Raw genomic sequence first — 21875 nt, 5'->3', positions numbered from 1 at the left:
CTCACTTCGCCTGGCGCGGGTCGAGATAGTCCCGCAAGCCGTCGCCGACGAGGTTGACCGCCAGCACCGTCAGCGACAGGAAAACGGCCGGAAACGCCACGATATGCGGCTTGACCTGCCACAGGGCCCGACCCTCGGTCATGATGTTGCCCCAGGACGGGATGGTCGGCGGAGTGCCGGCGCCGATGAAAGACAGGATCGCCTCGATCACCATGGCGGAGGCGCAGATATAGGTCGCCTGCACCATCACCGGCGGCACCGCGTTCGGCAGGATGTGGCGGAAGATGATCGCCGGCGTGCGGGTGCCGGAGGTGATCGCCGCATCGACATAGGCCTGTTCGCGCAGGGTCAGCACGGTGGACCGCACGAGCCTTGCGACGCGCGGGATCTCGGCCACGGTGATGGCGAGGATGACGTTACCGACCGAACTGCCGATCAGCGCCATGAAGGCGACGGCGAGCAGGATTGAGGGAATGGCCATCAGCCCGTCCATCACCCGCATGATCACGCCGTCGAGCGGGCGCACAAAGCCGGCCAGCATGCCGATGGCAAGGCCGGCTGCGGTTGCGATGAGCGCGACGCTGAAGCCGACCACGAGCGAGACGCGGGCCCCGTAGACGACGCGCGAATAGACGTCGCGCCCGAGCATGTCAGCACCGAACCAGGCGGCTTCCGACGGGGAGGTGAGGCGGGGGACGACGTTCAGCGCGACCGGATCGGCGGTGGCCAGCAGCGGCGCGAAGACCGCCATCAAGAAGACCGCGGCGAGCAGGACGAGGCCGAGGCACATCGCCGGGTAGCGGCGGACCAGAATGGCCAGCTTCGAGTGGTCGGGCATCGTTTCGAACAGGTCCGGCAGCGGCCGTGCCTGCTGCGGATGTGTTGCATCGCTCATGGCGTCAGTACCGGATGCGCGGGTCGAGCAGCACGTAGCTGAGGTCGACCAGCAGGTTGACGAGGACATAGACGAGGCTGAACAGCAGGATCACGCCCTGGATCACCGGATAGTCGCGCTGCAGGATCGCATCGACCGTGAGCCGGCCGAGGCCGGGGAGCGAGAAGACGCTTTCCGTCACCACCGCACCGCCGATGAGCAGCGCGACGCCGAGACCGATGACCGTGACGATTTGCACCGAGCCGTTGCGAAGCGCATGCAGGAACAGGACGGCGAGCTCGCCGGCGCCCTTGGCGCGGGCGGTGCGGATGTAGTCCTGGTTCAGCACTTCCAGCATGGTGGTGCGGGTGATGCGCGCGATCAGTGCGATGTAGACGCCGCTGACCGACAGGACCGGCAGGATCATGTGGCGCAGCCAAGGCCACACACCTTCGGCGATCGGTCGGTAGCCCTGGACGGGAAGGAGTTGCAGCTTCTGCGCCAGGATCCAGGCGAGCAGGTAGCCGAGCACGAAGACCGGCACGGAGAAGCCGAGCACGGCTCCGGCCATGATGACATTGTCGAGCAGGCTGTTCTGCCGGTAAGCCGCGACGACGCCGATCGGCACTGCCACCAGGACCGCGAAACCGATGGTCAGGACCATCAGCGACAGGGTCGGCTCGATCCGCTGCCCGATCATCGTGGTGACCGGCTGCCTGGTGAAGACCGAACTGCCCAGGTCGCCGGACAGGACGTTGCCCGCCCAGGTCAGGAAGCGGGGAACGAAGGGCTGGTCGAGACCAAGGCTCTGGCGGATGCTGGCGATCTGCTCGGGTGTCGCCTGGTCGCCCGCCATCACCGCCGCCGGATCGCCGGGGGTCAGGAACAGAAGGCTGAAAACGATCAGGGCGACGATGCCGATGACCGGGATCGTCGCGAGAATCCGTTTGAGGATATAGCTTCCCATGCGTCGCTCCGTTCAGGGTGGGCGCCCCCCGCGTGCCGCGAGGGGCACGGGGAGGCGCCTGCCGGGGCGGATCATTCCGCGTCAGGCGACGTTCCAGAAGAACGAGGCTGAGCCGGGAATGACGCCGGAGAGCTCGTTCGACAGACCGCTGTTGACGTAGAACACGCCGAGCGGGACGACCGGCGCGCCTTCCATCGCGAGCTTCTGCACGCGTTCGAAAGCTTCCCTGGCGACAGCCGGATCGGAGGCGAACAGCCAGTCGTTGACGCCCTGTTCCAGGGCCGCGTCGTCGTACCAGCCGAACCAACCGGCCTCGCCCTTGCCGCGTACGTTGGCGTTGGTTGCCGGGTTCGAGATCGACGCGGAGGGCCAGTTGGTGTGGAAGATGCTCCAGCCGCCGTTCTCGACCGGTTCCTTCGACTGGCGGCGCTGGGTGACGGTGCCCCAGTCCATCGCCTGAAGCTCGACATTCAGCCCGAGCTTGGCCAGCAGGTCGGCGGTGATGAGGCCATGCGGCGCAAGGTTGGCCATATCGGTCGGATGCAGGATGACGACTTTCTCCCCGGCATAGCCGGACTCGGCCACCAGCTGCCTGGCCGCCTCAAGATCGGCCGGCATCATGCCCCAGTCGTCGGACAGGACGCCCGGCATGGTGGAGGGGAACATGCTCTTGCAGTCGGACCAGTTGTCCGGGTTGCTGCCGGTGATCGAGTTCATGTAGACGGCCTGGTCGACCGCCGCCAGAACGGCCCGGCGCAGCTTCGGATTGTTGAACGGGGCGACATGCGAGTTGAAGCGCATGTAGGCGGCAAAGCCCGTCGGGTCCTGACGCTGGACAGTGACGTTCGGTGCGGCGTCCAGCAGCGGCTGGAGATCCGGCAGGGCGATCTCGATCCAGTCGACCTCACCGTTCTGCAGGGCCGCGGTAGCGCTGGCCGCATCGGGGATGATGTGCCACTCGATCCTGTCGAACTTGGCAAGCTTGCCGCCCGAGGTCCATTCCGCCGGCTCCGAGCGCGGCACGTAGCCCTCGAACTTCTCGTAGACGACGCGGCTGCCGGAGACGTACTCCTCGGCGATGAAGCGGTAGGGGCCGGAGCCGATCATCTCGGTGACGGCTTCCGTCGGCGGTGTCTTGGCGATCCGCTCGGGCATCATCATGGCCGGCGAGGAGTGCGGTTTGCCGATGGCGGACAGAAGATGCGGGAAGGCCCGCTTCAGGCGGATGCGGATGGTCTTGTCGTCCGCCGCCTCGAAGGCCACTGTCGCATCGCGCAGTGACTGGCCGAACGTGTCGCGCTGGCTCCAGCGGTCGAGGCTGGCGGCGCAGTCGGCGGCGGTCACCGGTGCGCCGTCGTGCCAGACCAGGCCGTCACGCAAGGTGATGAGCCATTCGAGCCCGTCCTGCGAGACGGTCGCGCCCTCGGCCATCTGCGGGTGCGGCTCGAGATTGTTGTCGACGCCGTAGAGCGTGTCGAACACGCAGTAACCATGGGTCACGCTCACCGCCGCCGTCGTGAAGACGGGGTCGAGAATGGAAAGATTGGCTTGGGGCACAAATTTCAGGGTTTTGCCGGCATTGGCCAGGGCCCAGCCGGGACGGGCGACGATTGCCGTTCCCAGCATCGCCGCGCCAGCCTTCATCATGTCGCGTCTGTTGATCATGTCGTGATCCTCTGTTCCCAACGAATTCTTGTTTTTGTTCCCCGGCTTTTCGCCGGAGCTTGCTGCCGCCGGTCCGCTCTCCCCGTGAGGCAAGGGCGCGAGCGGACGACGTTCGTTCACATGAAAGGGGGAGCCTCGAAGTCGTCGCAGGGCCAGAACGGGCGCTGCTTGACATGCCAGTCGAGCCGCTCGAGCCGGGCGGCGGTCGGCCCCTTGCCGTCGACGCCGACGAACGCGATGCCCGGGCCCAGCAGGTTGCGGAAGTTCATCGGGTTCTTGAAAACCGCGATCCGCAGCTGGCGCCAGTCGATGCCCATCGATCGGTACTGCTCGTCGCCGTAGTCGTAGGTCGGGAAGCTGGCGACGAGGATGCGCAGTTCGCGGTGGCGCAGGACCACGCAGGGGCCCATGTTTCCGGACGGGCCGGCCATCGGGCCGCCGTCGTAGCTGAACCGGCCGTCGCCGATCCGCTCCACCTGTGCCTCGACCGGAACCGGAGCCCCGAACCGCTTGTCCTTGCCGGCCCCGACCGTCACCTGCACGGTGGCGTCGACGCCGGCGGCGATGGCCGTCTCGACGGCCTGCGGGTCCACCATCAGGATGGCCGAGGGCAGGTCGGGGGCAAAGCGCATCAGGGCATCAAGAACTTGCGGCAGGTCACCCGAAGAGCCGCCGCCGACGCAGTCGGGGGAATCCACCAGGATCACCGGCCCGGGCAAGTTCCGGGCCGCCAGGACGGCATCGTCGGCGTCCCTTTCCGGCAGGTAGAAGTCGTTCCGCCGGTTCCACATCTCGGTGACAATCCGGGTGGCGACGGCTTGCGCGCCGGCGTCGTCGCCGTCGGTCACCGCCAGTCCGCAGATGCCGATATCGGCAAGGTCCAGCCAGGGCTGGACGGGGAAGTAGCTGACGCACAGTGCCTCGCCGGCTGCTTCCATCTCGCGGGCCAGCTTGCGCACCTCACCCATCGGCTGGCCTTCGGCAGTGGCCCCGCCGATCACCGGCACGAAGGCATTGATGCGGCGGATGGCGAGCTTGGGCGAGATCTCGCCACGGATGGTGCGGACAAGAAGCCGGGCGGCGCGCTCGCCGGTGGAGTAGACGTCGTCATGCGGGTAGGTCTCGTAGCCGACGAGAATGTCGGCATTGTCGGCCTTCTGCTGCGTGACATTGGCATGCAGGTCCAAGCTGGCGGCGATGGGAACACCCTTGCCGACGATGCCGCGCACCAGCGCGAGAATGTCGCCTTCCGGATCCGGCCGGCTCTCGCAGATCATCGCGCCGTGCAGGGCGAGATAGACGCCGTCGAGCGATCCCGCGCCGGACAGGCCGTCGCGGATCGCGGCATGGATCTCGTCGAAGAAGGCGTCCTCGACTGCGCCGCCCGAACCGCCATAGGCGGCAACGATGGGCAGCAGCTCGGCGCCCGCTTGGCGCAGCACGTCGCAGCCGCCGGTCAGCGCGAGTGCACGCCCCTCGATCGCCGGCAGCACATCGGCGCCGAAGGCCAGAAGCCGCCGGGAGAATTCGCCGTGCCCGGCCCGCGTCAGGGAAAACGTGTTCCCTTCGAATTCAAAGCTGATGACAGCGACTTTCATTGCTCGTCCCGTTCTGCAGGTGATGGGGCATTCCGGCTCAGGAGGCGGAAAGGGGTTCGGCAGCCTGTGCGTAGGGAACATTGCGCCGGCCGTAGCGGCGGACGCGGACATTTGCCTGTTCGGCATGGCCGGCGAAGCCTTCCATCATGCACAGGCGCGAACATTTCTCGCCCAGCAGGGCGGAGGAGCTGTCGCTGTCGATCCGCTGATAGGTGCAGGTCTTCAGGAACTTACCGACCCACAAGCCGCCGGAATAGCGGGCTGCGCGCATGGTCGGCAGCGTATGGTTGGTGCCGATGACCTTGTCGCCATAGGCAACCGTGGTGCGCGGGCCGACGAACATCGAACCGAAGTTCTTCAGATTGCGGAAGAAATAATTGTCGTCCCGCGTCATCACCTGGACATGCTCGAAGGCGATCCGGTCGGCCTCGGCGAGCATTTCCTCGCGGCTGTCGCACAGGATGACCTCGCCGAAATCCGCCCAGGCTTTCGCCGCGATCCCGGCCGTCGGCAGGATCTCCAGCAGCCGGTCGATCTCGCGCAGCGTGTCACGGGCGAGCTTTTCGCTGTCGGTGATCAGGACTGCCGGCGAGTTGGTGCCGTGTTCCGCCTGGCCGAGCAGGTCGGTGGCGCAAAGCTCGCCGTCGACGGTCTCGTCGGCGATCAGCAGCGTCTCGGTCGGACCGGCGAAGAGGTCGATGCCGATGCGCCCGAACAGCAGGCGCTTGGCTTCCGCGACGAAGGCGTTGCCGGGGCCGGCGATCATGTCGACCGGCTCGATGCTCTCGGTGCCGAACGCCATGGCGGCAATCGCCTGGACGCCGCCGAGGACGTAGATCTCGTCGGCGCCCGCCAGATGCTGGGCGGCGACGATCAGCGGCGCCGGACGCCCGTCGAACGGCGGCGCGCAGGTGATGATCCGGTCGCAGCCGGCAACACGTGCGGTCAGGATCGACATGTGCGCCGAGGCGAGCAGAGGGTATTTGCCGCCCGGAACGTAACAGCCGACATTGGAGATAGGGATGTTGCGGTGGCCGAGCGTGACACCGGGCAGGGTCTCCACCTCTGTGTCGTGGATGGCGTCGCGCTGGACGCGGGCGAAGTTGCGCACCTGCTCCTGCGCGAATTCCATGTCTTCGCGCTGCTGGTGCGTCATCTGGTCGATGCAGGCGGCGATCTCGCCCGAAGAAAGCCGGTAGCTGTCGCGCTCCAGGCCGTCGAAACGCTTTGCCAGCTCCCGGACAGCCGCATCGCCGCCCCGCTCCACCATGGCAAGAAGTTGGTGCACTTTGGCCGTGAGGTCCGGGTTGTCGAACGATTGTTCGCCGCCGGCCGCCGCCTTGAGTCTGATCGCCATCGCTAGAAGGTTCCTCTGGTCGGCCGCCTTGCGCAGTCGGATCTGCTCTCCCTGCGGCCGCCTGCATCCGTCCTGTCCAGCCGAGTATGTCGACCGCCCGGCCTATCGACAATTTCGCACTTGCAGATAATCTGACGCGAAGTGACGCATTCTCGAGCGGCGGGGTGAAGCATCGTGAGCGATGGCGGGAAGATGGACGGACTACCTCGAAACCTCCGCTACCTGTGCGATAGCAAAGGGTCCGTTTCACATGTTTGCCGTGCAACGGGGGTGAACCGCCAACAGTTCAACAAGTACCTGGCGGGACTGCACAGGCCGTCGGCGACAAACCTGCGTCGGATTGCGCAATACTTCGGCGTGACGCAGCCGACGCTGGAAATGCCGCACGAGCAGTTCGTCTCGCTGATGGACGGCAACTATCCCCGAGTGCTCGACGAGTTGCGCAGCGCCCCCAAGGCGATGGACTTTCTCGATCACGCGATGAGAGGAGACGGGCCGCAGGGCGGTGAACTGCTGGGCCGGTACGACCGCTATCACTTCTCCAGCATCTATCCCGGCCGGATCCTGCGGGCGGCCTTCTGCATCTATCGGCACGGCTCGCTGCTGATGCACTACTACGTGGAGCGGTTCCCGGCCTACGACACGCCCGACAAGGCCGACTACGTCTTCAAGTATCACGGGATGACGATGCCGCTCGCGGGGCGCATCTTTGCGATCGACTACGAGAGCGCCCAGCGCAACGAGCTGACCATGTCGATCTTCGCCTCGCAGGACCGCTCTTCGCGGCGCTACCTGTTCGGCGTGACCAACGGCATCGCGGCGACGATGCTGCGCCAGCCGTTCTCCACCCGCGTGGTACTCCAGTATCGCGGAGAGGGGCTGCTGCAGCGCGAGGACCTGAAGCGCTCGACGGTGCTCGACCGCAACGATCCGCAGATCCCGTTCGAGGTGCGGGAGTTCCTGACCTCGAAGGAGGACATGATCATCCTGTGAACCGGTTGCTTCCGTGCGCACCGGAGGCCTGAAGTGAGACCGCAACGGCTCGCCTTTCACATGAGATTTACATTTTTTCTTGGGCTCTCCCTGTCTCTCAAACACTTATGTGGTTTCGCGCCACAGTCTCGGCACCATCGGTGACCGCCCGGCGATCACCCGCATTGGAAATGCGTGGAGCATGAACAGGCACCCTCCTTCGGACCGGGCTCTATCGCTTGGGGCTGCGCCCCTCGCGACCGAACCCCTTGGCCGGGCGCTGCGGGTTTCGGCCCATGCGGGTGACGATCCCTGGGCGGGAGAGTGGACGGCCGCAAGGCGGCCGGCATGTGGTTGGGGTGGTAGTCTTGTGGTTAGGCAGGCGGTCTGTCGCCGCCTGACCGGTGTTCTCCTGCGCGCCGGTTGCGCGCGTGATCCCCGTGTTCCGGCTTGCACCGACGGCGGGGCTCTCCGCCAATAGCCGAAGTCCGGGCGGGCCCGCTCCTTCGCCGGGTGCGCTTCGCGGTGCTCAGCTGCCCGTCTCCCGTGTGGCCCGGACCGCGTGACGCGCCGTTGCACGGTTCGTCTTTGGCCGCCCCGCCTTTCGGTACGACCGTCCCTTGCGTCGCCGCCGCCCGCCTGTCGGCGGCGGCGATGTTTCTATTTGTCTGGTCTGGGGACGCTCGCGCTGGCCAGGGGTTCATGCGCGGCCCTTCGGGGTCGTGCCTTCAACCCCCAACCGACAGGAGACTACCCCCATGAAACTCATTCACCTTACCCTTGATCAATTGTCCCCCTCGCGGGTCAATGTCCGCAAGAGAGGCGGCAAGGAGATCGCCGACCTGCTTCCCTCCATCCGGCGGCTCGGCATCCTGCAACCGCTTCTGGTGCGCGCCAGCGCAGACGGCTACGAGGTCGTTGCCGGACAGCGGCGGTTGGCCGCGCTCACTGCGCTGGCCGCAGAGGGGATTGCCAACCCCGTGCCCGTCATCGTCATGCAGGACGGGGACGATGCCACCGCGATCGAGGCTTCGCTCACCGAGAACATCGCCCGTCTGCCGATGGACGAGATCGACCAGTACAAGGCCTTTGCCGTCCTGCGCGGCGAGGGGCTGGAGATTGCCGGTATCATCGAGCCGGTGCTTAACGCCTATCAGGGATCGCAGTTCACATCCATCGACTTCACGGCGGTCTTGAAGAAGGCTGACATCGCCATCTCAATGGACGGCAAGGGCGCATGGCGGGACAATGTCTTTGTCGAGCGGCTTTGGCGGTCGATCAAATACGAGGAGGTCTATCTCCACGCCTATAAAACCGTGCCGGAGGCCCGAGCAGGCATTAGTCGATATCTGGCCTTCTATAACACCCGACGCCCACATTCGGCGATCGCGCTGCAGCCTCCGGTTTTGCTCGGACAGAGAGCGGGCCAGCCTTCGCCAATGGCGCCTCGCTACCGTCATCGCTTGTCAGGCGGAACGGCGGGGACAGGAAAACGGCCCCCGAGAATGCCGGAGGCCGTTTTGAGAGGCGCGGGCCGTCGTTTTCGGCGCCGGTTCAGGCGGCGCGGATCGTCGACAGGAACTCGTTCATCGCCGACTGCATGCGATTCGAGCGGTCATGCAGGTCGCGGATCGACTCACGCATCTCCGCGCTGAGGTCGCCGGTCTGGTTCGCCTGGTTGGACACCTCGACGATCGAACTGCTGACGCTCAAGGTGCCGCGTGCCGCCTCGGCCACGTTGCGGGCGATCTCGTTGGTTGCCGCGTTCTGTTCCTCCGTCGCAGCCGCCATGGCGGACGTGCGCTGGTGAATGGTCTTCACCATCTCGGCGACGGACGCCGTCGCGACGATCGAATCGTCCGCGGCCTGGCGCATCTCCGAGATTTGCGAGTCGATCTCCTCGGTCGCCTTGGCCGTCTGTTCGGCCAGTGCCTTGACCTCGGAGGCGACGACCGCAAAGCCGCGTCCTGCGTCCCCGGCACGTGCCGCTTCGATGGTGGCATTGAGGGCCAGCAGGTTGGTCTGCTCGGCAATGTCGGTGATCAGCCGGGTCACGTCGCCGATCTTGGCCACCACCTGCTGCAGCTTCCCGACAGCGTTGTTGGAGCGTTCGACCTCGCTGGAGGCTTCGGTCACCACCTTGGAGGAGGCGTGAACCTGCTCGTTGATCTCGGCGATGGAGGCGGAGAGCTCTTCCGTCGCACTTGCGACTGTGTTGACGTTCTCGGTCGCCTGCTGTGAGGCGGAGGAAACCGACAGGGCCTGGTCCGTCGTTCCGTGGGCGATATCGGCCAGAGATCCCGCCGAACCATTGAGCGCTTCAAGTCCGCTGATCATCTCCCGGGTGATGGTCAGGACGGTTTCCTCGAAGCTGCTCGCCACGGCTTCCATCTCGGCGCGCCGCCGTTCGGCCGTGTCGAGCCGCTGACGTTCGGTCTCCTCTTCCAGTTCGCGGGTCCGGATCAGGTTGGCGCGGAACACACCGAGCGCCTCGCCCATCTGGCCGATTTCGTCGGCGCGCTTGCCGAAGTCGACTTCTTCCTCCGTGTTGCCGTCGGCGAGTTTGCGGACGACGCCGGCAAGCTGGCCGAGCGGGCGCGACACGATCGCGAAGTTCAGATACCCGAGAAGACCGGCGAAGAGCGTGATCAGCAGGCCGCTGCCGAGCGCCACCATCTGCGCTGAGGCAAGTTCCGTCCTCTGCACGTCGAGCAGGGCGCTCTCGCGCTCCTTGAGCGTTGTCTGCAAGTCCGCGACACCCTCGAAGGTCGATGCGAGCAGGTTCGCGCCCGTTGCGGTCAGTTCCATCGCCCGCGCGAGGTCGACCGTCTCGGGAACCCGCATCAGCCGGATCTGCTCATTGGCGAAACTGTCGAACCAGGACTTCCAGGCCGTGCGGACGATCTCCGCCTGGCTGACAAGGTTGCCGTCCAGACCGGAAAGCCGTGCCTCCAGCCCGTCGATACGGGTCGAGACTTCGGTCGACTGGTTCTCGACCTTGCCCACCCAGTCGCGGTTTCCGGTCAGCAGGAAGTTCTTGACCCAAAGTGCCTGCTGGAGGACGGCCCGCTGCAACAGGTCGGCCTCGCGGGAGATCGAGGTGACGGTCTCCGCCTGCTGCACGGCCTCGGACGCGGTGATGGTTTTCGTGTAGGTGATGGCGCCGCCGATGGCGCCGATCAGCGCGAGGCAGGAGAAGGCGATGGCGCCCTTGGTCGAAACCGATAGCTTGGCGAACATGACGTTGTCCCTGATTTAGCTGGCGGGCGAGTTGCGACGCTGCAGTTCGGTGAGGTTGACCTCGACCGTGGCTGCACCGATCGGCTTGGCGGTCTCGGGATCGGTCAGGGCGAGGTTGAGTTGCGCGCGCCAGATCTTGCGCTCCTCGTCCCATTCGGCCTCGTCGATGAAGACCGCGTCGGCCCCGGCCGGGAACGTCTTTTGGAACTTGGCCTCGTCGCCTTGCCAGTAGTCGCCGGTGATTGCACTCTGGCCCACATTCAGACCATTCCCGTCCATCACGAAGATCTCGGTATAAAGACCGAGGGTCTGCGCCTGGATGCGCAGCAGGTAAATCGACAGCGGGGCTGACAGCGTGGCGGAAATCAGGGGCTTGTCGTCGCTCTTTCGCTCCGCCACCCACTGCTGGTCGAGTGCATCGATGGCGGTCTGGTCGAGGTTCCCGCGAAGGTCGTTCTGCGCCTTCACCGAAAGCGGGACGATCGGATTGGCCAGCCACTCGCGGGTCTGGGCGATGAAGGCATCGTCGATCAGGGCCGCGACATCGGGTGCTGGCGGTTCCGCCGCCGCCGACCCGGTCAGGGCAAGGATCGACAGAATGAGGGTACCGGCGATGCGTCGCATGTATGGCTCCTGTCTGAACAATGGCCACTTCACACTTCGGTCGCGCTGGTTAATGAGGCCTTTATAATATGACAAGAAAAATTCATATTAATGAAATCAATAAGTTAACCGGCTATCCTGTAGGAATTACGGAGCACTTCCGAATGGGGTGATTCGTAATTCCTGCAGGCGCTGCTTCGACGAGCGGTTTTCAGACGAAAACTGACGTTGCGTTAGGCAGGACTGCCGTCTTCGGCGATGTGGCGCCTGCGTCTCTGCCCTGGCGTTTCTTGAATCCGGCGCCGCATGTCGCCATATATACGACAACGGGGCACGCTGTCCCTGCCGGATGCCATGCTGGGTCCGGCTGTTCGAATGTCTCGGTCGCGTTCGGGTTCTTCGCCGCGCGGACGGGTCGTTTGTAAAATGGGCCGCTTTGAAAAAGGGCTTGATGCATATGACGCGCATGTCAGCGTTTTCCTCTCCGCTGCTCCTCGGCTTCGAGGATCTCGAGCGGATGCTCGACCGGGTAAGCAAGGGCGCCAATGACGGCTATCCGCCGTACAATATCGAGCGCCTTCCCAGGACCGAGACGCATGGAGAGACCATCCGCATCACGCTTGCGGTTGCCGGATTTACCCGCGATCAGCTCGATGTCAGCGTCGAGGAGAGCCAGTTGGTGATCCGCGGCCGGCAGGAGGATGACAAGTCTCGTCACTTCCTGCATCGGGGCATTGCGGCACGGCAGTTTCAAAGAGCCTTCGTTCTGGCGGAAGGGATCGAGATCCTCGGCGCCGAACTGAAGGACGGACTGCTTTCAATCGACCTTGTCCGCCCGCAGCCCGAGCGCATCGTGCGCCGGATCGAGATCGATGCGCGGGACTGATCCCGTGTCTCGGCTGTCCGGTTATCCGGGAAGGGGCGACGCGGCAAGTCCGGTCGCCGGAAAGGAGTAGTGCCATGACGCGTGACGAAGAACACCTCGAAATGCAGCCGGGCGAGCTGAAGGCTCTCGGCGCGGGGCAGATCGCTTATGTGAAGCGCATGACCTCGGACGATGTCTCGACGCTTTTTCCGCAAGCCCCGCATATGGAGCCGGGCCTGAACCTGTGGGTTCTGCTCAATGCGGACGGGACACCGATCATGCTGACCGACAGCCGCGAGGCGGCACTCGCCAATGCGGCGGAGCATGAACTGCACACGGTCGGTCTGCACTGACGTTAGCGAACTCTCCGGCCTTGACGACACAAAGACGCCCCGGTTCATGTGGATGAACCGGGGCGCTTCTGTTTCATCAGGGTGCGGCCGGCGAGACGGCCGCGGATCGTGCCTGAAGCCTCAGGCCGCGTTGGACGCGGCCGGCTGCGTCAGGATGGTGTAAAGCGCGTCGGCATCGCTGGTCGCCCGGAGCTTGGCGACGGTGCCAGGATCGCGCATCCGGCGGGCGATGCGCGCCAGCGCCTTGAGATGATCTGCTCCGGCCCCTTCGGGCGCCAGCAGGACGAAGACGAGATCGACCGGCTGGTCGTCGAGTGCATCGAAATCGATTGGCCGCTCCAGCCGTGCAAAAAGGCCGACCAGCTTGTCGAGACGGACAAGCTTGCCATGCGGAATTGCGATTCCGTTACCGACACCTGTCGATCCGAGGCGTTCACGCTGCAGCAGCGTATCGAACACGTCGCGTTCCGGCAGACCGGTGACCGCGGCGGCCTTGGCGGCCAGTTCCTGAAGCGCTTGCTTCTTGCTGTTCGCTTTCAGGCTCGGAACGATCGCTTTCGACGTGAGGAGATCGTTGAGATCCATAAGGCGACTCGTCGTTGGGGCAATGAGAGGCGATCGGCAAACCGCCGTACCCCCGGCCGGGGGTACGGCGGTGCCGGATGTTGCCTGACTACCTGGTTGCGTTTTCCGGGTCGATCCACCCGTAATTTCCGTCCGGACGGCGATAGACGACATTCACCGCCCCGCTTCCGGCATTGCGGAACACCACGACGGGCGCTTCCGCGAGATCGAGTTGCATGACCGCCATGCCGACCGTCATGGTCTTCACCTTGGCGGATGTCTCCGCCACGATAAGCGGTGTGAAATCGGCAGGAACTTCTTCCTCGTCCTCGACAGATGCGAGCACGTAGGATGTGGCGTCGAACACGTCGCGTCCGTTGGACGCGTTCCCGTGGTGGTCCTTCAGCTTGCGCTTGTAGCGGCGCAGGCGCTTCTCGATCCGCTCGGCGGCGGCATCGAAACTCTGGCGCGGATCCTGACTATCGGCGGAAACCTGCAGATCGATACCGGTGTCGAGATGCAGCAGGCATTCGGAACGGAAGCCGGAACCCTCGCGTCCGATGGTCACGTGGCCGGTATAGCCTCCATCGAAATATTTCGAGATACCTTCGGCGACGCGATCCTCGATATGCGTGCGCAGTGCGTCACCGACATCGACGTTCTTTCCCGATATCCGCAGTGTCATGGGAACCTCTTCTTGTTCTGGTCAATCCGACCCGACGATGAATATGACGCGATTCCCGCACATGTCATCGTCAGCCAACCCACTCTTGCAGACCGGGAGGCGGATTGATATCCGCAACCCGCCTAATTGCGTCCCGGTCCTGGGTTACACCTTTGTTGCAGCGGCGGATTGTCCGCCGTCCACGGGCCGGTTCATGCGCCCTGCCGGCGGCATCCTGCCGTGCGGGCGTCCTGAGACCACGCGTGCCGTTCCCGGCACGTCCGAGCGCGGCTCTATAAGCGCCCGGCCCGACGAAGTCAAATGCACTGCGGACCGGGGCCGGGCGCCGGATGTCCGCCGGGCCCGCAACGGCCTGCACAAGTGTCTGAAGATGCGAAGATTTCATCGCCCCCATATGCCGTGCCTTTCGTTCCGCGTTCCGAAGGCCAGTCCACCTCTGCGAGCTCGCGTCAATCCCGGCGAGCCTGCTTCTCCCGCCGTCTCTGGACGGAGGAGGGCAGGCGCAAGGACTCCCGGTATTTTGCAACCGTTCGGCGGGCGATGTCGATCCCCTCCGCCTTCAACACTTTGACGAGAGTGTCGTCCGAGAGCACGTCGGAGGGGCTTTCGGCCTCGATCAGCGCCTTGATGCGGTGGCGAACCGCTTCGGCCGAATGGGCATTGCCGCCACCGGCCGAAGGGATCGAGGCGGAGAAGAAATATTTCAGTTCGAAGATGCCACGAGGCGTCGCGATATATTTGTTGGACGTCACCCGGCTCACGGTGGACTCATGCATCGAGATCGCTTCCGCGATGGTGCGCAGGTTCAGCGGCCGCAGGTGCTGGACGCCCTCGGCCAGGAAGGCATCCTGTTGGCGCACGATCTCGCTGGCCACCTTCAGGATCGTTCGGGCGCGCTGGTCGAGGCTTTTCGACAGCCAGTTGGCGGTCTGCAGGCAATCCGTGAGGAAGGTCTTTTCCGTCTCGTCGCGCGCCTTCTTGCTGATCAGCGCGTAATAGGTCTGGTTGACCAGCACCTTGGGAAGCGTGTCGCTGTTCAGCTCCACCGACCAGCCGCCGTCGCGCGCCGCCCGCACGACGACGTCGGGCACGACCGGCTGGATCAGGGTCTCGCCGAAAAAGCTTCCTGGCTTCGGATCGAGGGCCCGCAATTCGGCGACCATCTCCTTGAGGTCTTCGTCATCGACGCCGCAGGCCGCTCGCAGGGCCGCATAGTCATGGCGTGCCAGAAGGTCGATATTCTCGATCAGCGCGGCCATCGCCGGATCGTAACGGTTCTTTTCCTGCAATTGCAGCTTCAGGCATTCGGCCAGAGAGGTGGCGAACACCCCCGTCGGTTCGAGCGTTTGCAGGAGCGACAGGATCCTGTCGAGGCGTGCCCGCTCGACGCCCATGCGCTCCCCCGTTTCGTCGAGATCCAGGCGCAGATAGCCGGCATCGTCGAGATTGTCGATCATCACCTGGGCGATCATCCGGTCCACGGGATCGGCGATGGCGAGCACCATCTGGTCGCGCAGATGCTGCTGCAGCGATACGTCGGACGCGACGAAGGCCTCAAGATTGTAGTCCTCGCTGACGTCGCCGCCGCCTGTCCGGCCGCCGAGTCCTGTCTGCCATTGGTCGGGCTGCTGCGTTTCGGCACCGCCCGCCGGCTGTTCGCGTCCGGTGCCGGGATCGTCCGGATAGATATTGCCGAGATCGGTGTCGAGCTGCGAGGCGATGTCACGGGAGCTGTCGGAAAGTTCCGCGCTCAACCATTCGCCGTCGCCTTCTCCGTCCCGCGGGGAGTTGCCCGTGTCCGCATCGGCGGCCTCGCCGCCCTCCGCCGGACCTGTGTCGGTCTCGACCCGCTCCAGAAGCGGGTTGCGCTCCATTTCCGCTTCGACATAGCTCGTCAGGTCGAGCGACGACATCTGCAGCAGCTTGATCGCCTGCATCAGCTGCGGCGTCATGATCAGGGTCTGGCCCTGGCGAATCTCAAGCTTTGGCGACAGCGCCATGCAGGCTCCCGGATTTCAGGGCACGTCACGCAAGGAGACATCCGTCCCGCCCGGCGTCAGCCCGGACAGGCGCGGCGGCGGACATGCCCCCTGTCCACCGTCTCCCGGACCGCTGCCGGCAACGGCGCGCCCTCGGCGCGTCCGTACGCGAGCGACCGGAACCCCTGGCCCCGTTCCGGTTGGTCCGCTTCTTGCTTTGTACCCTAAGGAAAGTTTCGCATCAAAGCGTAAACTGCTCGCCGAGATAGAGCCGGCGCACATCCGGGTTCGCGACGATCTCGAAGGGCGAGCCTTCCGTCAGCACCTCGCCGGCCGCGATGATATAGGCGCGGTCGATCAGGCCGAGCGTCTCGCGCACGTTGTGATCGGTGATCAGCACGCCGATCCCGCGCTGCGTGAGATGCCGGACAAGCTGCTGGATATCACCGACGGCGATCGGGTCGATGCCGGCGAAAGGCTCGTCGAGCAGCATGAAGGTCGGCCGACTGGCCAGCGCCCGGGCGATCTCGACGCGCCGCCGCTCGCCGCCCGAAAGGGCAATGGCCGGCGACTTGCGCAGATGCGTGACGCCGAACTCCTCCAGCAGGGACTCAAGGTCATGCGCGCGCTGCTTCCTGTCGGGCTCGACCACCTCCAGAACGGCGCGAATATTGTCCTCCACCGAGAGGCCGCGAAAGATCGAGGCCTCCTGCGGCAGGTAGCCGATGCCAAGCCGCGCCCGGCGATACATCGGCAGGCGGGTGATGTCGAAACCGTCGAGGCGGATCGTGCCGTGATCGGGCTGGATCAGGCCGGTGATCATGTAGAAGCAGGTGGTCTTGCCGGCGCCGTTGGGGCCGAGCAGACCGACTGCCTCGCCGCGCTGCACCATCAGGCTGACATGACGCACCACCTGCCGGCGCTTGTAGCTCTTGCCGATGCCGTCGACGATCAGCAGCCCGTCTTCCGCCGACGGGTCGTGGGGCATGGCGTCCGCCGCTGGGCCTTGCTTGCCCGAAGTAAGGAAGGAGAGGATCTTCACGTCGTGTCCGGATTTGTGCGCGGAGCGCGCCGTATCGTGTCGACGCCTCATGGCATGAAACGGGTATGGCATTCAATTGCATGCCCGCGCCGATCGGCGCGGGCATGCAGGTCTCAGTTCTGCGGCGCGCCGTTCTTCAGGCTGTTCGGCTGGATGAGAACCTTCACCCGGCCGCTCTTCGGCGCCTCCAGGTCGGCCTGTCCGGTCTTCAGGTTCACCGTCAGCTTGTTGCCGACGACAACGTTGGGCCCCTGCGACAGCACCACCTCGCTCCCGGTCATCACCATCAGCTGGCGGTTCATGTCGAAGGTTGCCCGCTCGCCCGTTGCGGTCTGGTCCTTGGACGAGATATAGACCCGGCCGCTCGCCTCCAGCCTGGAGATGCGCTGGTTGACGCCGCCGGCGGCGGATCCGTCATAGCGCACGATGAGCCGCTGGGTCTTCAGCACCGCATCGCCCTGTGTGACGACGACGTCGCCGCTGAACACCGCGCTCTGGTCCTTGTCCTGGACCTTTAGCTCCTTCGCCTCGATCTGGATCGGCTCGCGTTCGTTCGAGCCGAAGCCGGCAAACGCGTCGGAAAAGGTCTGGGCGCCGGCAAGGCCGGGCGCCAGCGCAAGCGCGACAATGGCAAGGGAGCCGATCAGGCGGCGCCGGAACTGGGTCATGGAGCTTTCTCCGCGTTCGGCGGCACCACCGTCATGGAGATGCCGTCGGTGAAGGTCAGTGTAGCGGCGTCCTGGTCGAAACGCATCCGTCCCGCTTTCAGCGACCCGAAGGAGGAGGTGAAATGCGTTTCCTCCTGGCTGGCGAGCCGGCCGGTCTTCAGCGCGACGTCAAGCGATCCGAAACGGGCCGTCTGGCCCTCGTTGGTGGTGACGTCGATGCCGTCGGTCAGCGACAGTGTTTCCTCGGCGCTGTTGTAGGTGCCGCGCGTCGCCACGATCCGCACGTGCTGGTCGGCGGACAGCCGCAGCTCGGCGGTGATCGCTTCCAGGTCGATGATGCGCGGATCGCTGATGCGCTGGATCGCGCGCCGCGCCGACACCCGGTACGACCGCTCGCCGTCATGGCCGGACAGCTCGGGACTGTCCATCACCAGCCCGTCGGTGGTCAGCGTGATGTTGCCAAGGCCGAGGCTGCTCAGGTAGCTGCTGATGCCGATCATGGCGAAGATGCCGAGCATCAGCACAAGGCCGACGCCGGGCACTGCCAGCCGCAGCCGGCGCACCCGCCTGCTGTGGCGCCGGGCCGCCTCCCGGGCGCTGGCGCGCGTCGCCGCGCGCCGCGCGTCCTCGCTGGGGCGCGGCACACCGTCATGCCCGTCAAACGCGGGGCGCAGCTGATGGGCCTCCTGGTCCAACCCTTGTCCGTTCGTTCCGGTCGCGGCGAAACCGGGCTCGCGCGCCGCGCTGCCGATCCGTCGATGCTGCAACATATATAGGTTGCCGTCGCGCGCTTGTCGCGACGCGGCGAACTGCTGGCACGCCACGTCAGCTGTGGGCGAAAATGTCCGTGTCGTCCCAGCCGGCGAGATCGAGCCGGGCGCGTGTCGGCAGGAAGTCGAAACAGGCCTGCGCAATCTCGGTGCGGTTCTCGCGCGCCAGCCGCGCGGCCAGCTGTTCGCGAATCGCGTGCAGATAGAGCACGTCCGATGCGGCATAGGCCAGCTGCGCATCGCTCAGGGTCTCCGCCGCCCAGTCCGAGCTTTGCTGCTGCTTGGAGATCTCGACGCCGATCATCTCCCGGGCAAGATCCTTCAGCCCGTGCCGGTCGGTATAGGTGCGCACCAGCCGCGAGGCGATCTTGGTGCACCACACGGGCGCGCAGTCGATGCCAAGGCCGTTGGAGAGGACGGCGACATCGAAGCGGGCGAAATGAAACAGCTTGGTCTTCGACGCATCGCCAAGGAGCTTGGCCAGGTTCGGTGCGCTCGTCTGGCCGGCGGCGATCTGCACCACATCGGCGGTGCCGTCGCCCGGCGACAGCTGCACGACGCAGAGCCGGTCGCGATGCGGCTTCAGGCCGAGCGTCTCGGTGTCGATGGCGATCGCGTCCGCCGACGCGTAGGCGGCAAGTTCGGAGGAGGAAAGGTCAGGCAGGTCGCCACGATGCAGGCGGATGGTCATGGAGGGTCCTTGTCTCGAAACGTGAGGCTCTTGATATCGGCCTTTGGGCCTTGCGTCCATATTGGCCGCGCCTGTGTGGCCGCCCCGCCATGAACCGCGCGTGAATGCAACCGCGCGTGAATGCGCCGGCGGAACGGGTTGGCAGGCGCGTTCACGCACACGGCCCAGCCGCCGTTCAAAGCCCGTCGAACCAGGCGCCGTCGATCGTCACCTCCTCGATCATGCGGGTGGCGACGCCGAGGTCGTATTGCTTGAGCAACTCGCACAGCCGCTCGCCGTCGATGAGGTCGATGGCGATGGCCCCGTCCCGGGTGGCTTCCTCCGAGGCCTGGCTGGTGAAGGCGCCGGTGGTGATGAACAGGCCCTTGTCGGCGTGACGCTCGGTTAACGCAGATGTTCTGGAAGTTTCGCCTTCCATTCGCTCATCAGGATCAAGGTGCCTTCTACGGTCTCGCCGTTACTGACCAGTTCCAGCTCGCCGACCGGCGTTGCCTCATCCCATTCGAAATGCTCAGAGAGGAACGACAGCGCCTCGCGCTTGTAGGCCGTGTCGAGGTTGTCGAGCTGGTCGCCCTTGGTTTCCAGCACCGTGATCCGCTTCGCTTCGCCATCGCGCTGCACGGCGAAGATGAAATCCGGATAGATTTTGGCCTTCTTCCACCCCTGAATGCCGTATTGCGTTCGCGCGACATTGCGGTGCCACCAGGCCAGAGTCTTCTCACCGTCGAGATAGACCGCCACATCCCGCTCGTCGCTGTTCAGCTCGTTCTCGTAGACCGGCGCGAACAGGCTCTTTTCGAGCGGGCCGCCCGCGCGGTTCAGGAGCTGGCGCGCGTTCTTCGGTTCCGTTGTTTCGATGCTGAACGGCATCCGCCAGTTGCGGCCATCGAGCCGCAAGCGGAACTGGATGCGTCCCGCTGCGACCTCGGTCTTGAACTGGGCTTCGGCGCGCGCGTTCCGCGCCGCTTCGAGGCCTTTGCGCAGCTCTTCCACGATCAGACTGGCGAGCAGGCCGAGCTTCGCGTCATCGAAGCCGCGCGTTCGCAGGGCCGCAACCGTCGCGCCGACAATCTCCCGGCCGACGAAGGGATTCGGCACGATGTCGGAAATCATCCGGACAGCATGCGCCGGATCGAAGGCGAGAATTTCCGCGTTGGCGGCGATAGTCTCGCCGACGAACAATTCGTCGCCGTCCTCGGCAAGTCTGATCCGTTGGAGCTGGCTTTCCGCTGCTTGGGCGTTTTCGGGTACCCGATCCGCGATGTCCTGCGGATCGAAGCCCCGCCAGTCGAGCGCGGAGAGCACATCCGTCTCGTAGTCAAGCTCGCGCGCGTTGCCGCTTTCCACCACCATCACCTTGGGCAGGTAGATTTCCGTGGAGGCGAAAGCCGGGCGGCGATTGATCGTGCGGGCCGTCTTGCCGGTCCCGCTCTTGTCGTCCTGCGTCACGCGCAGGACCAGATCGCCGAGACCGTCCTGTTCGAGGCCGTTTTTAATGGCACCGACGACCGTCGCGGTATCGGCGTGATGCGTGATGACATGGCACTCGTCGAGCGCTTCAACGTCCGTCTTGAGCGCGCCCGGCTGGCGGAGAATACGGCCGACAAGCTGGGTCATGGCCTTGAGATTGGCGCTGGCCGCAAGGCTGCACAGCACATAGGCGAAGGGGCAATCCCAGCCCTCTTGCAGGGCCTGCTTCGTGATGATCGCCCGGACTCGGTTGGTGGGCGACAGAAGGTTCTGATTTTCGGGATTGTTGAGATCGTTTTGCTGCGCGGTTTTGATCGCGATTTCCGCCTGATCGAAACCCGCCGTCAGGAGCCAGTCCTTCACGTCTTCGGCGTGGATATGGCTGCTTTCGCGCTGATCCGCGCCCGTGCGCTCGACCTGGATCAGCATGATGGGGCGAATATAGCGGCCCGTATCGGCCCGCAGTTGCCGGGCTTCGGTATCGAGCGCGTTGAGCTTGGCAAGCGCCGCGTTCAGCGTCGCCTTCCAGTCATTGCCCTGCCGGGGATCGAGGTTGAGCGGCATCTTTATCATGCCCTCGCGGTCCAGCTCGCGCCCCGTCACTTCCACCAGCACATTGGCATAGCGGCCTTCACGCGGACTGCGGCCGCCGCGCGGCTGCACATCCTGCGGCGTGGCCGTCAGCTCCAGCACGAAACACGGGTTGAATCCGTAGAGCGTGCCGAAGGCGAGATCGGAAATGGCGCGGTGGCCTTCATCCATCACGACCACGGGCCGGATGATCCGAAGGGCGTTCCCGAGGGAATCCTTCACCATCGGGAACATGCCCGTATAGGCGGAGAGGTTCGGGGTGCGGTCGATGGCGGCCTGATGCGCCTGTTGTTCGCCTTCGGGCGGGAAGAAGCCGTGCACGTCGCCCCGGTCCTGAAACATTTTCAGGGAATCCTGCGTCTCGCGGTTCGCGGATTGCAGCATCAGCAGCATGACGCAGAGATTTGTTTCCACGTCCCGCGCATCGAGCCGGTCGGTTTTCTCCATGATCTTCACGCGCCCCGCCGCCGCGCGGTCGAGCGCCTGGCGGTAGGGGTGCTGGCGATCCTTCAGGTGCTTGAGCGTCTGCGTATAAATCGCCTCGTTCGGTACAATCCACAGGACGAAGCCCGTGTTGCGGTCGAGATAGCGGCCCATCACGCGCGACACGGCGGAAACGGCAAGCCATGTCTTGCCGCCACCGGTCGGCACTTTCAGCACGGCATTGGGCACGGGCCGTTCGCAGCCGTCCATGCGCGGCGAGAACGGAATGGCGGCGCGGGAAGCAGGCAGCTTGCCCGCCGCCTTCATCGCTTCCCAAGCCTCTTTCGCAAAATCCGGAATGGCAAGGCCAAGGTCGGGGTCTTGTTCGGCGAGCGCTGCCACCTTGTCTGCACGTGCTTTCTTCTCCTTCAGGAGGTCCAAATAGGCGTCGAGCGTCGAGAGTACGCGGTCTTGATAATCGAGCTGGCGAAACACAGT

19 protein-coding genes and 2 pseudogenes are annotated in these 21875 nt (G+C 65.0%); 5 read left to right on the top strand and 16 right to left on the bottom strand.

Features of this window, described 5'->3' with window-relative positions; genetic code table 11:
- Position 1: 1 nt before the first annotated feature.
- The 5 genes from ACN0T5_RS07580 to hisD all read right to left on the bottom strand — a co-directional run bounded on the left by ACN0T5_RS07580 (position 2) and on the right by hisD (position 6461).
- Positions 2-895, bottom strand: a complete 894-nt coding sequence (locus ACN0T5_RS07580; RefSeq protein WP_417768015.1) for an ABC transporter permease — start codon at positions 893-895, stop codon at positions 2-4.
- Positions 896-899: 4 nt separating this feature from the next.
- On the bottom strand, positions 900-1841 hold the full coding sequence (locus ACN0T5_RS07575; RefSeq protein WP_417768014.1) for an ABC transporter permease: 942 nt from the start codon (positions 1839-1841) through the stop codon (positions 900-902).
- Between the two features lie 81 nt (positions 1842-1922).
- Positions 1923-3506, bottom strand: a complete 1584-nt coding sequence (locus ACN0T5_RS07570; protein ID WP_417768013.1) for an ABC transporter substrate-binding protein — start codon at positions 3504-3506, stop codon at positions 1923-1925.
- A gap of 116 nt (positions 3507-3622) precedes the next feature.
- A complete protein-coding gene (locus tag ACN0T5_RS07565) occupies positions 3623-5104 on the bottom strand; it encodes a M81 family metallopeptidase (RefSeq protein WP_417768012.1) in 1482 nt (493 codons plus the stop codon).
- A gap of 37 nt (positions 5105-5141) precedes the next feature.
- Positions 5142-6461 (bottom strand): histidinol dehydrogenase, encoded by a 1320-nt coding sequence (hisD, locus tag ACN0T5_RS07560; protein ID WP_417768011.1) that lies wholly within the window; start codon positions 6459-6461, stop codon positions 5142-5144.
- A 192-nt stretch (positions 6462-6653) separates the two neighbouring features.
- Here hisD and ACN0T5_RS07555 point away from each other — a divergent pair, with 192 nt between their 5' ends.
- The 3 genes and pseudogenes from ACN0T5_RS07555 to ACN0T5_RS07545 form a co-directional block, all read left to right on the top strand.
- Complete coding sequence (locus ACN0T5_RS07555) at positions 6654-7454, top strand: helix-turn-helix domain-containing protein (RefSeq protein WP_417768033.1); 801 nt, start codon at positions 6654-6656, stop codon at positions 7452-7454.
- Positions 7455-8191: 737 nt separating this feature from the next.
- Positions 8192-8470, top strand: a pseudogene (locus ACN0T5_RS07550) (ParB/RepB/Spo0J family partition protein); the annotation flags it as partial.
- 102 nt (positions 8471-8572) lie between these two features.
- Positions 8573-8836 (top strand): annotated as a pseudogene (locus tag ACN0T5_RS07545) (transposase); the annotation flags it as partial.
- 151 nt (positions 8837-8987) lie between these two features.
- On the opposite strand, the gene ACN0T5_RS07540 reads toward ACN0T5_RS07545, so the two are convergent.
- Entirely contained in the window at positions 8988-10673 is a 1686-nt protein-coding gene (locus tag ACN0T5_RS07540; RefSeq protein ID WP_417768010.1) for a methyl-accepting chemotaxis protein, read from the bottom strand.
- Positions 10674-10688: 15 nt separating this feature from the next.
- Positions 10689-11297 carry a hypothetical protein gene (locus tag ACN0T5_RS07535; protein WP_417768009.1) on the bottom strand — a complete coding sequence of 203 codons (609 nt, stop codon included), beginning with the start codon at positions 11295-11297 and terminating at the stop codon, positions 10689-10691.
- Between the two features lie 436 nt (positions 11298-11733).
- Here ACN0T5_RS07535 and ACN0T5_RS07530 point away from each other — a divergent pair, with 436 nt between their 5' ends.
- Together ACN0T5_RS07530 and ACN0T5_RS07525 are read left to right on the top strand one after the other, a co-directional pair.
- Entirely contained in the window at positions 11734-12162 is a 429-nt protein-coding gene (locus ACN0T5_RS07530) for an Hsp20 family protein (protein ID WP_417768008.1), read from the top strand.
- Between the two features lie 74 nt (positions 12163-12236).
- Positions 12237-12494 carry a DUF1150 family protein gene (locus ACN0T5_RS07525; protein ID WP_417768007.1) on the top strand — a complete coding sequence of 86 codons (258 nt, stop codon included), beginning with the start codon at positions 12237-12239 and terminating at the stop codon, positions 12492-12494.
- Positions 12495-12614: 120 nt separating this feature from the next.
- Here the strand turns inward: ACN0T5_RS07525 and ptsN are convergent, their stop codons facing one another.
- From ptsN to ACN0T5_RS07480, 9 genes are all read right to left on the bottom strand, one after another.
- The gene (gene ptsN / locus ACN0T5_RS07520; RefSeq protein WP_417768006.1) at positions 12615-13079 is read right to left on the bottom strand and encodes a PTS IIA-like nitrogen regulatory protein PtsN; all 465 of its coding nucleotides are present in this window, start codon (positions 13077-13079) and stop codon (positions 12615-12617) included.
- An 88-nt stretch (positions 13080-13167) separates the two neighbouring features.
- A complete protein-coding gene (gene hpf, locus ACN0T5_RS07515; protein WP_417768005.1) occupies positions 13168-13743 on the bottom strand; it encodes a ribosome hibernation-promoting factor, HPF/YfiA family in 576 nt (191 codons plus the stop codon).
- A gap of 449 nt (positions 13744-14192) precedes the next feature.
- On the bottom strand, positions 14193-15743 hold the full coding sequence (rpoN, locus tag ACN0T5_RS07510; protein WP_417768004.1) for an RNA polymerase factor sigma-54: 1551 nt from the start codon (positions 15741-15743) through the stop codon (positions 14193-14195).
- A gap of 220 nt (positions 15744-15963) precedes the next feature.
- Positions 15964-16710 carry an LPS export ABC transporter ATP-binding protein gene (gene lptB / locus ACN0T5_RS07505; protein WP_417768003.1) on the bottom strand — a complete coding sequence of 249 codons (747 nt, stop codon included), beginning with the start codon at positions 16708-16710 and terminating at the stop codon, positions 15964-15966.
- Positions 16711-16877: 167 nt separating this feature from the next.
- Entirely contained in the window at positions 16878-17432 is a 555-nt protein-coding gene (gene lptA / locus ACN0T5_RS07500; RefSeq protein WP_417768002.1) for a lipopolysaccharide transport periplasmic protein LptA, read from the bottom strand.
- The gene (gene lptC, locus ACN0T5_RS07495; RefSeq protein WP_417768001.1) at positions 17429-18202 is read right to left on the bottom strand and encodes an LPS export ABC transporter periplasmic protein LptC; all 774 of its coding nucleotides are present in this window, start codon (positions 18200-18202) and stop codon (positions 17429-17431) included. Before lptC ends, lptA begins: the two co-directional genes overlap by 4 nt.
- 55 nt (positions 18203-18257) lie before the next feature.
- Positions 18258-18893: a ribonuclease D gene (locus ACN0T5_RS07490; RefSeq protein ID WP_417768000.1), complete on the bottom strand. Its 636-nt coding sequence runs from the start codon at positions 18891-18893 to the stop codon at positions 18258-18260.
- A gap of 175 nt (positions 18894-19068) precedes the next feature.
- The gene (locus ACN0T5_RS07485; protein WP_417767999.1) at positions 19069-19311 is read right to left on the bottom strand and encodes a restriction endonuclease; all 243 of its coding nucleotides are present in this window, start codon (positions 19309-19311) and stop codon (positions 19069-19071) included.
- Positions 19278-21872: a DEAD/DEAH box helicase gene (locus tag ACN0T5_RS07480; RefSeq protein WP_417767998.1), complete on the bottom strand. Its 2595-nt coding sequence runs from the start codon at positions 21870-21872 to the stop codon at positions 19278-19280. The genes ACN0T5_RS07485 and ACN0T5_RS07480 overlap by 34 nt, the downstream gene beginning before the upstream one ends.
- Positions 21873-21875 lie beyond the last annotated feature (3 nt).

It is taken from the genome of Stappia sp., assembly GCF_048261845.1.
Taxonomy (GTDB): Bacteria; Pseudomonadota; Alphaproteobacteria; order Rhizobiales; family Stappiaceae; genus Stappia.
The sequence above is the reverse complement of the archived record's forward strand: the minus strand, read 5'-3'. Positions and strand labels throughout refer to the sequence as shown.

Coding starts and splice junctions, on each gene's coding strand:
- ACN0T5_RS07580 (WP_417768015.1), bottom strand. CDS start 895: ATGAGCGATGCAACACATCCGCAGCAGGCACGGCCGCTGCCGGACCTG.
- ACN0T5_RS07575 (WP_417768014.1), bottom strand. CDS start 1,841: ATGGGAAGCTATATCCTCAAACGGATTCTCGCGACGATCCCGGTCATC.
- ACN0T5_RS07570 (WP_417768013.1), bottom strand. CDS start 3,506: ATGATCAACAGACGCGACATGATGAAGGCTGGCGCGGCGATGCTGGGA.
- ACN0T5_RS07565 (WP_417768012.1), bottom strand. CDS start 5,104: ATGAAAGTCGCTGTCATCAGCTTTGAATTCGAAGGGAACACGTTTTCC.
- hisD (WP_417768011.1), bottom strand. CDS start 6,461: ATGGCGATCAGACTCAAGGCGGCGGCCGGCGGCGAACAATCGTTCGAC.
- ACN0T5_RS07555 (WP_417768033.1), top strand. CDS start 6,654: ATGGACGGACTACCTCGAAACCTCCGCTACCTGTGCGATAGCAAAGGG.
- ACN0T5_RS07540 (WP_417768010.1), bottom strand. CDS start 10,673: ATGTTCGCCAAGCTATCGGTTTCGACCAAGGGCGCCATCGCCTTCTCC.
- ACN0T5_RS07535 (WP_417768009.1), bottom strand. CDS start 11,297: ATGCGACGCATCGCCGGTACCCTCATTCTGTCGATCCTTGCCCTGACC.
- ACN0T5_RS07530 (WP_417768008.1), top strand. CDS start 11,734: ATGACGCGCATGTCAGCGTTTTCCTCTCCGCTGCTCCTCGGCTTCGAG.
- ACN0T5_RS07525 (WP_417768007.1), top strand. CDS start 12,237: ATGACGCGTGACGAAGAACACCTCGAAATGCAGCCGGGCGAGCTGAAG.
- ptsN (WP_417768006.1), bottom strand. CDS start 13,079: ATGGATCTCAACGATCTCCTCACGTCGAAAGCGATCGTTCCGAGCCTG.
- hpf (WP_417768005.1), bottom strand. CDS start 13,743: ATGACACTGCGGATATCGGGAAAGAACGTCGATGTCGGTGACGCACTG.
- rpoN (WP_417768004.1), bottom strand. CDS start 15,743: ATGGCGCTGTCGCCAAAGCTTGAGATTCGCCAGGGCCAGACCCTGATC.
- lptB (WP_417768003.1), bottom strand. CDS start 16,710: ATGCCCCACGACCCGTCGGCGGAAGACGGGCTGCTGATCGTCGACGGC.
- lptA (WP_417768002.1), bottom strand. CDS start 17,432: ATGACCCAGTTCCGGCGCCGCCTGATCGGCTCCCTTGCCATTGTCGCG.
- lptC (WP_417768001.1), bottom strand. CDS start 18,202: ATGTTGCAGCATCGACGGATCGGCAGCGCGGCGCGCGAGCCCGGTTTC.
- ACN0T5_RS07490 (WP_417768000.1), bottom strand. CDS start 18,893: ATGACCATCCGCCTGCATCGTGGCGACCTGCCTGACCTTTCCTCCTCC.
- ACN0T5_RS07485 (WP_417767999.1), bottom strand. CDS start 19,311: ATGGAAGGCGAAACTTCCAGAACATCTGCGTTAACCGAGCGTCACGCC.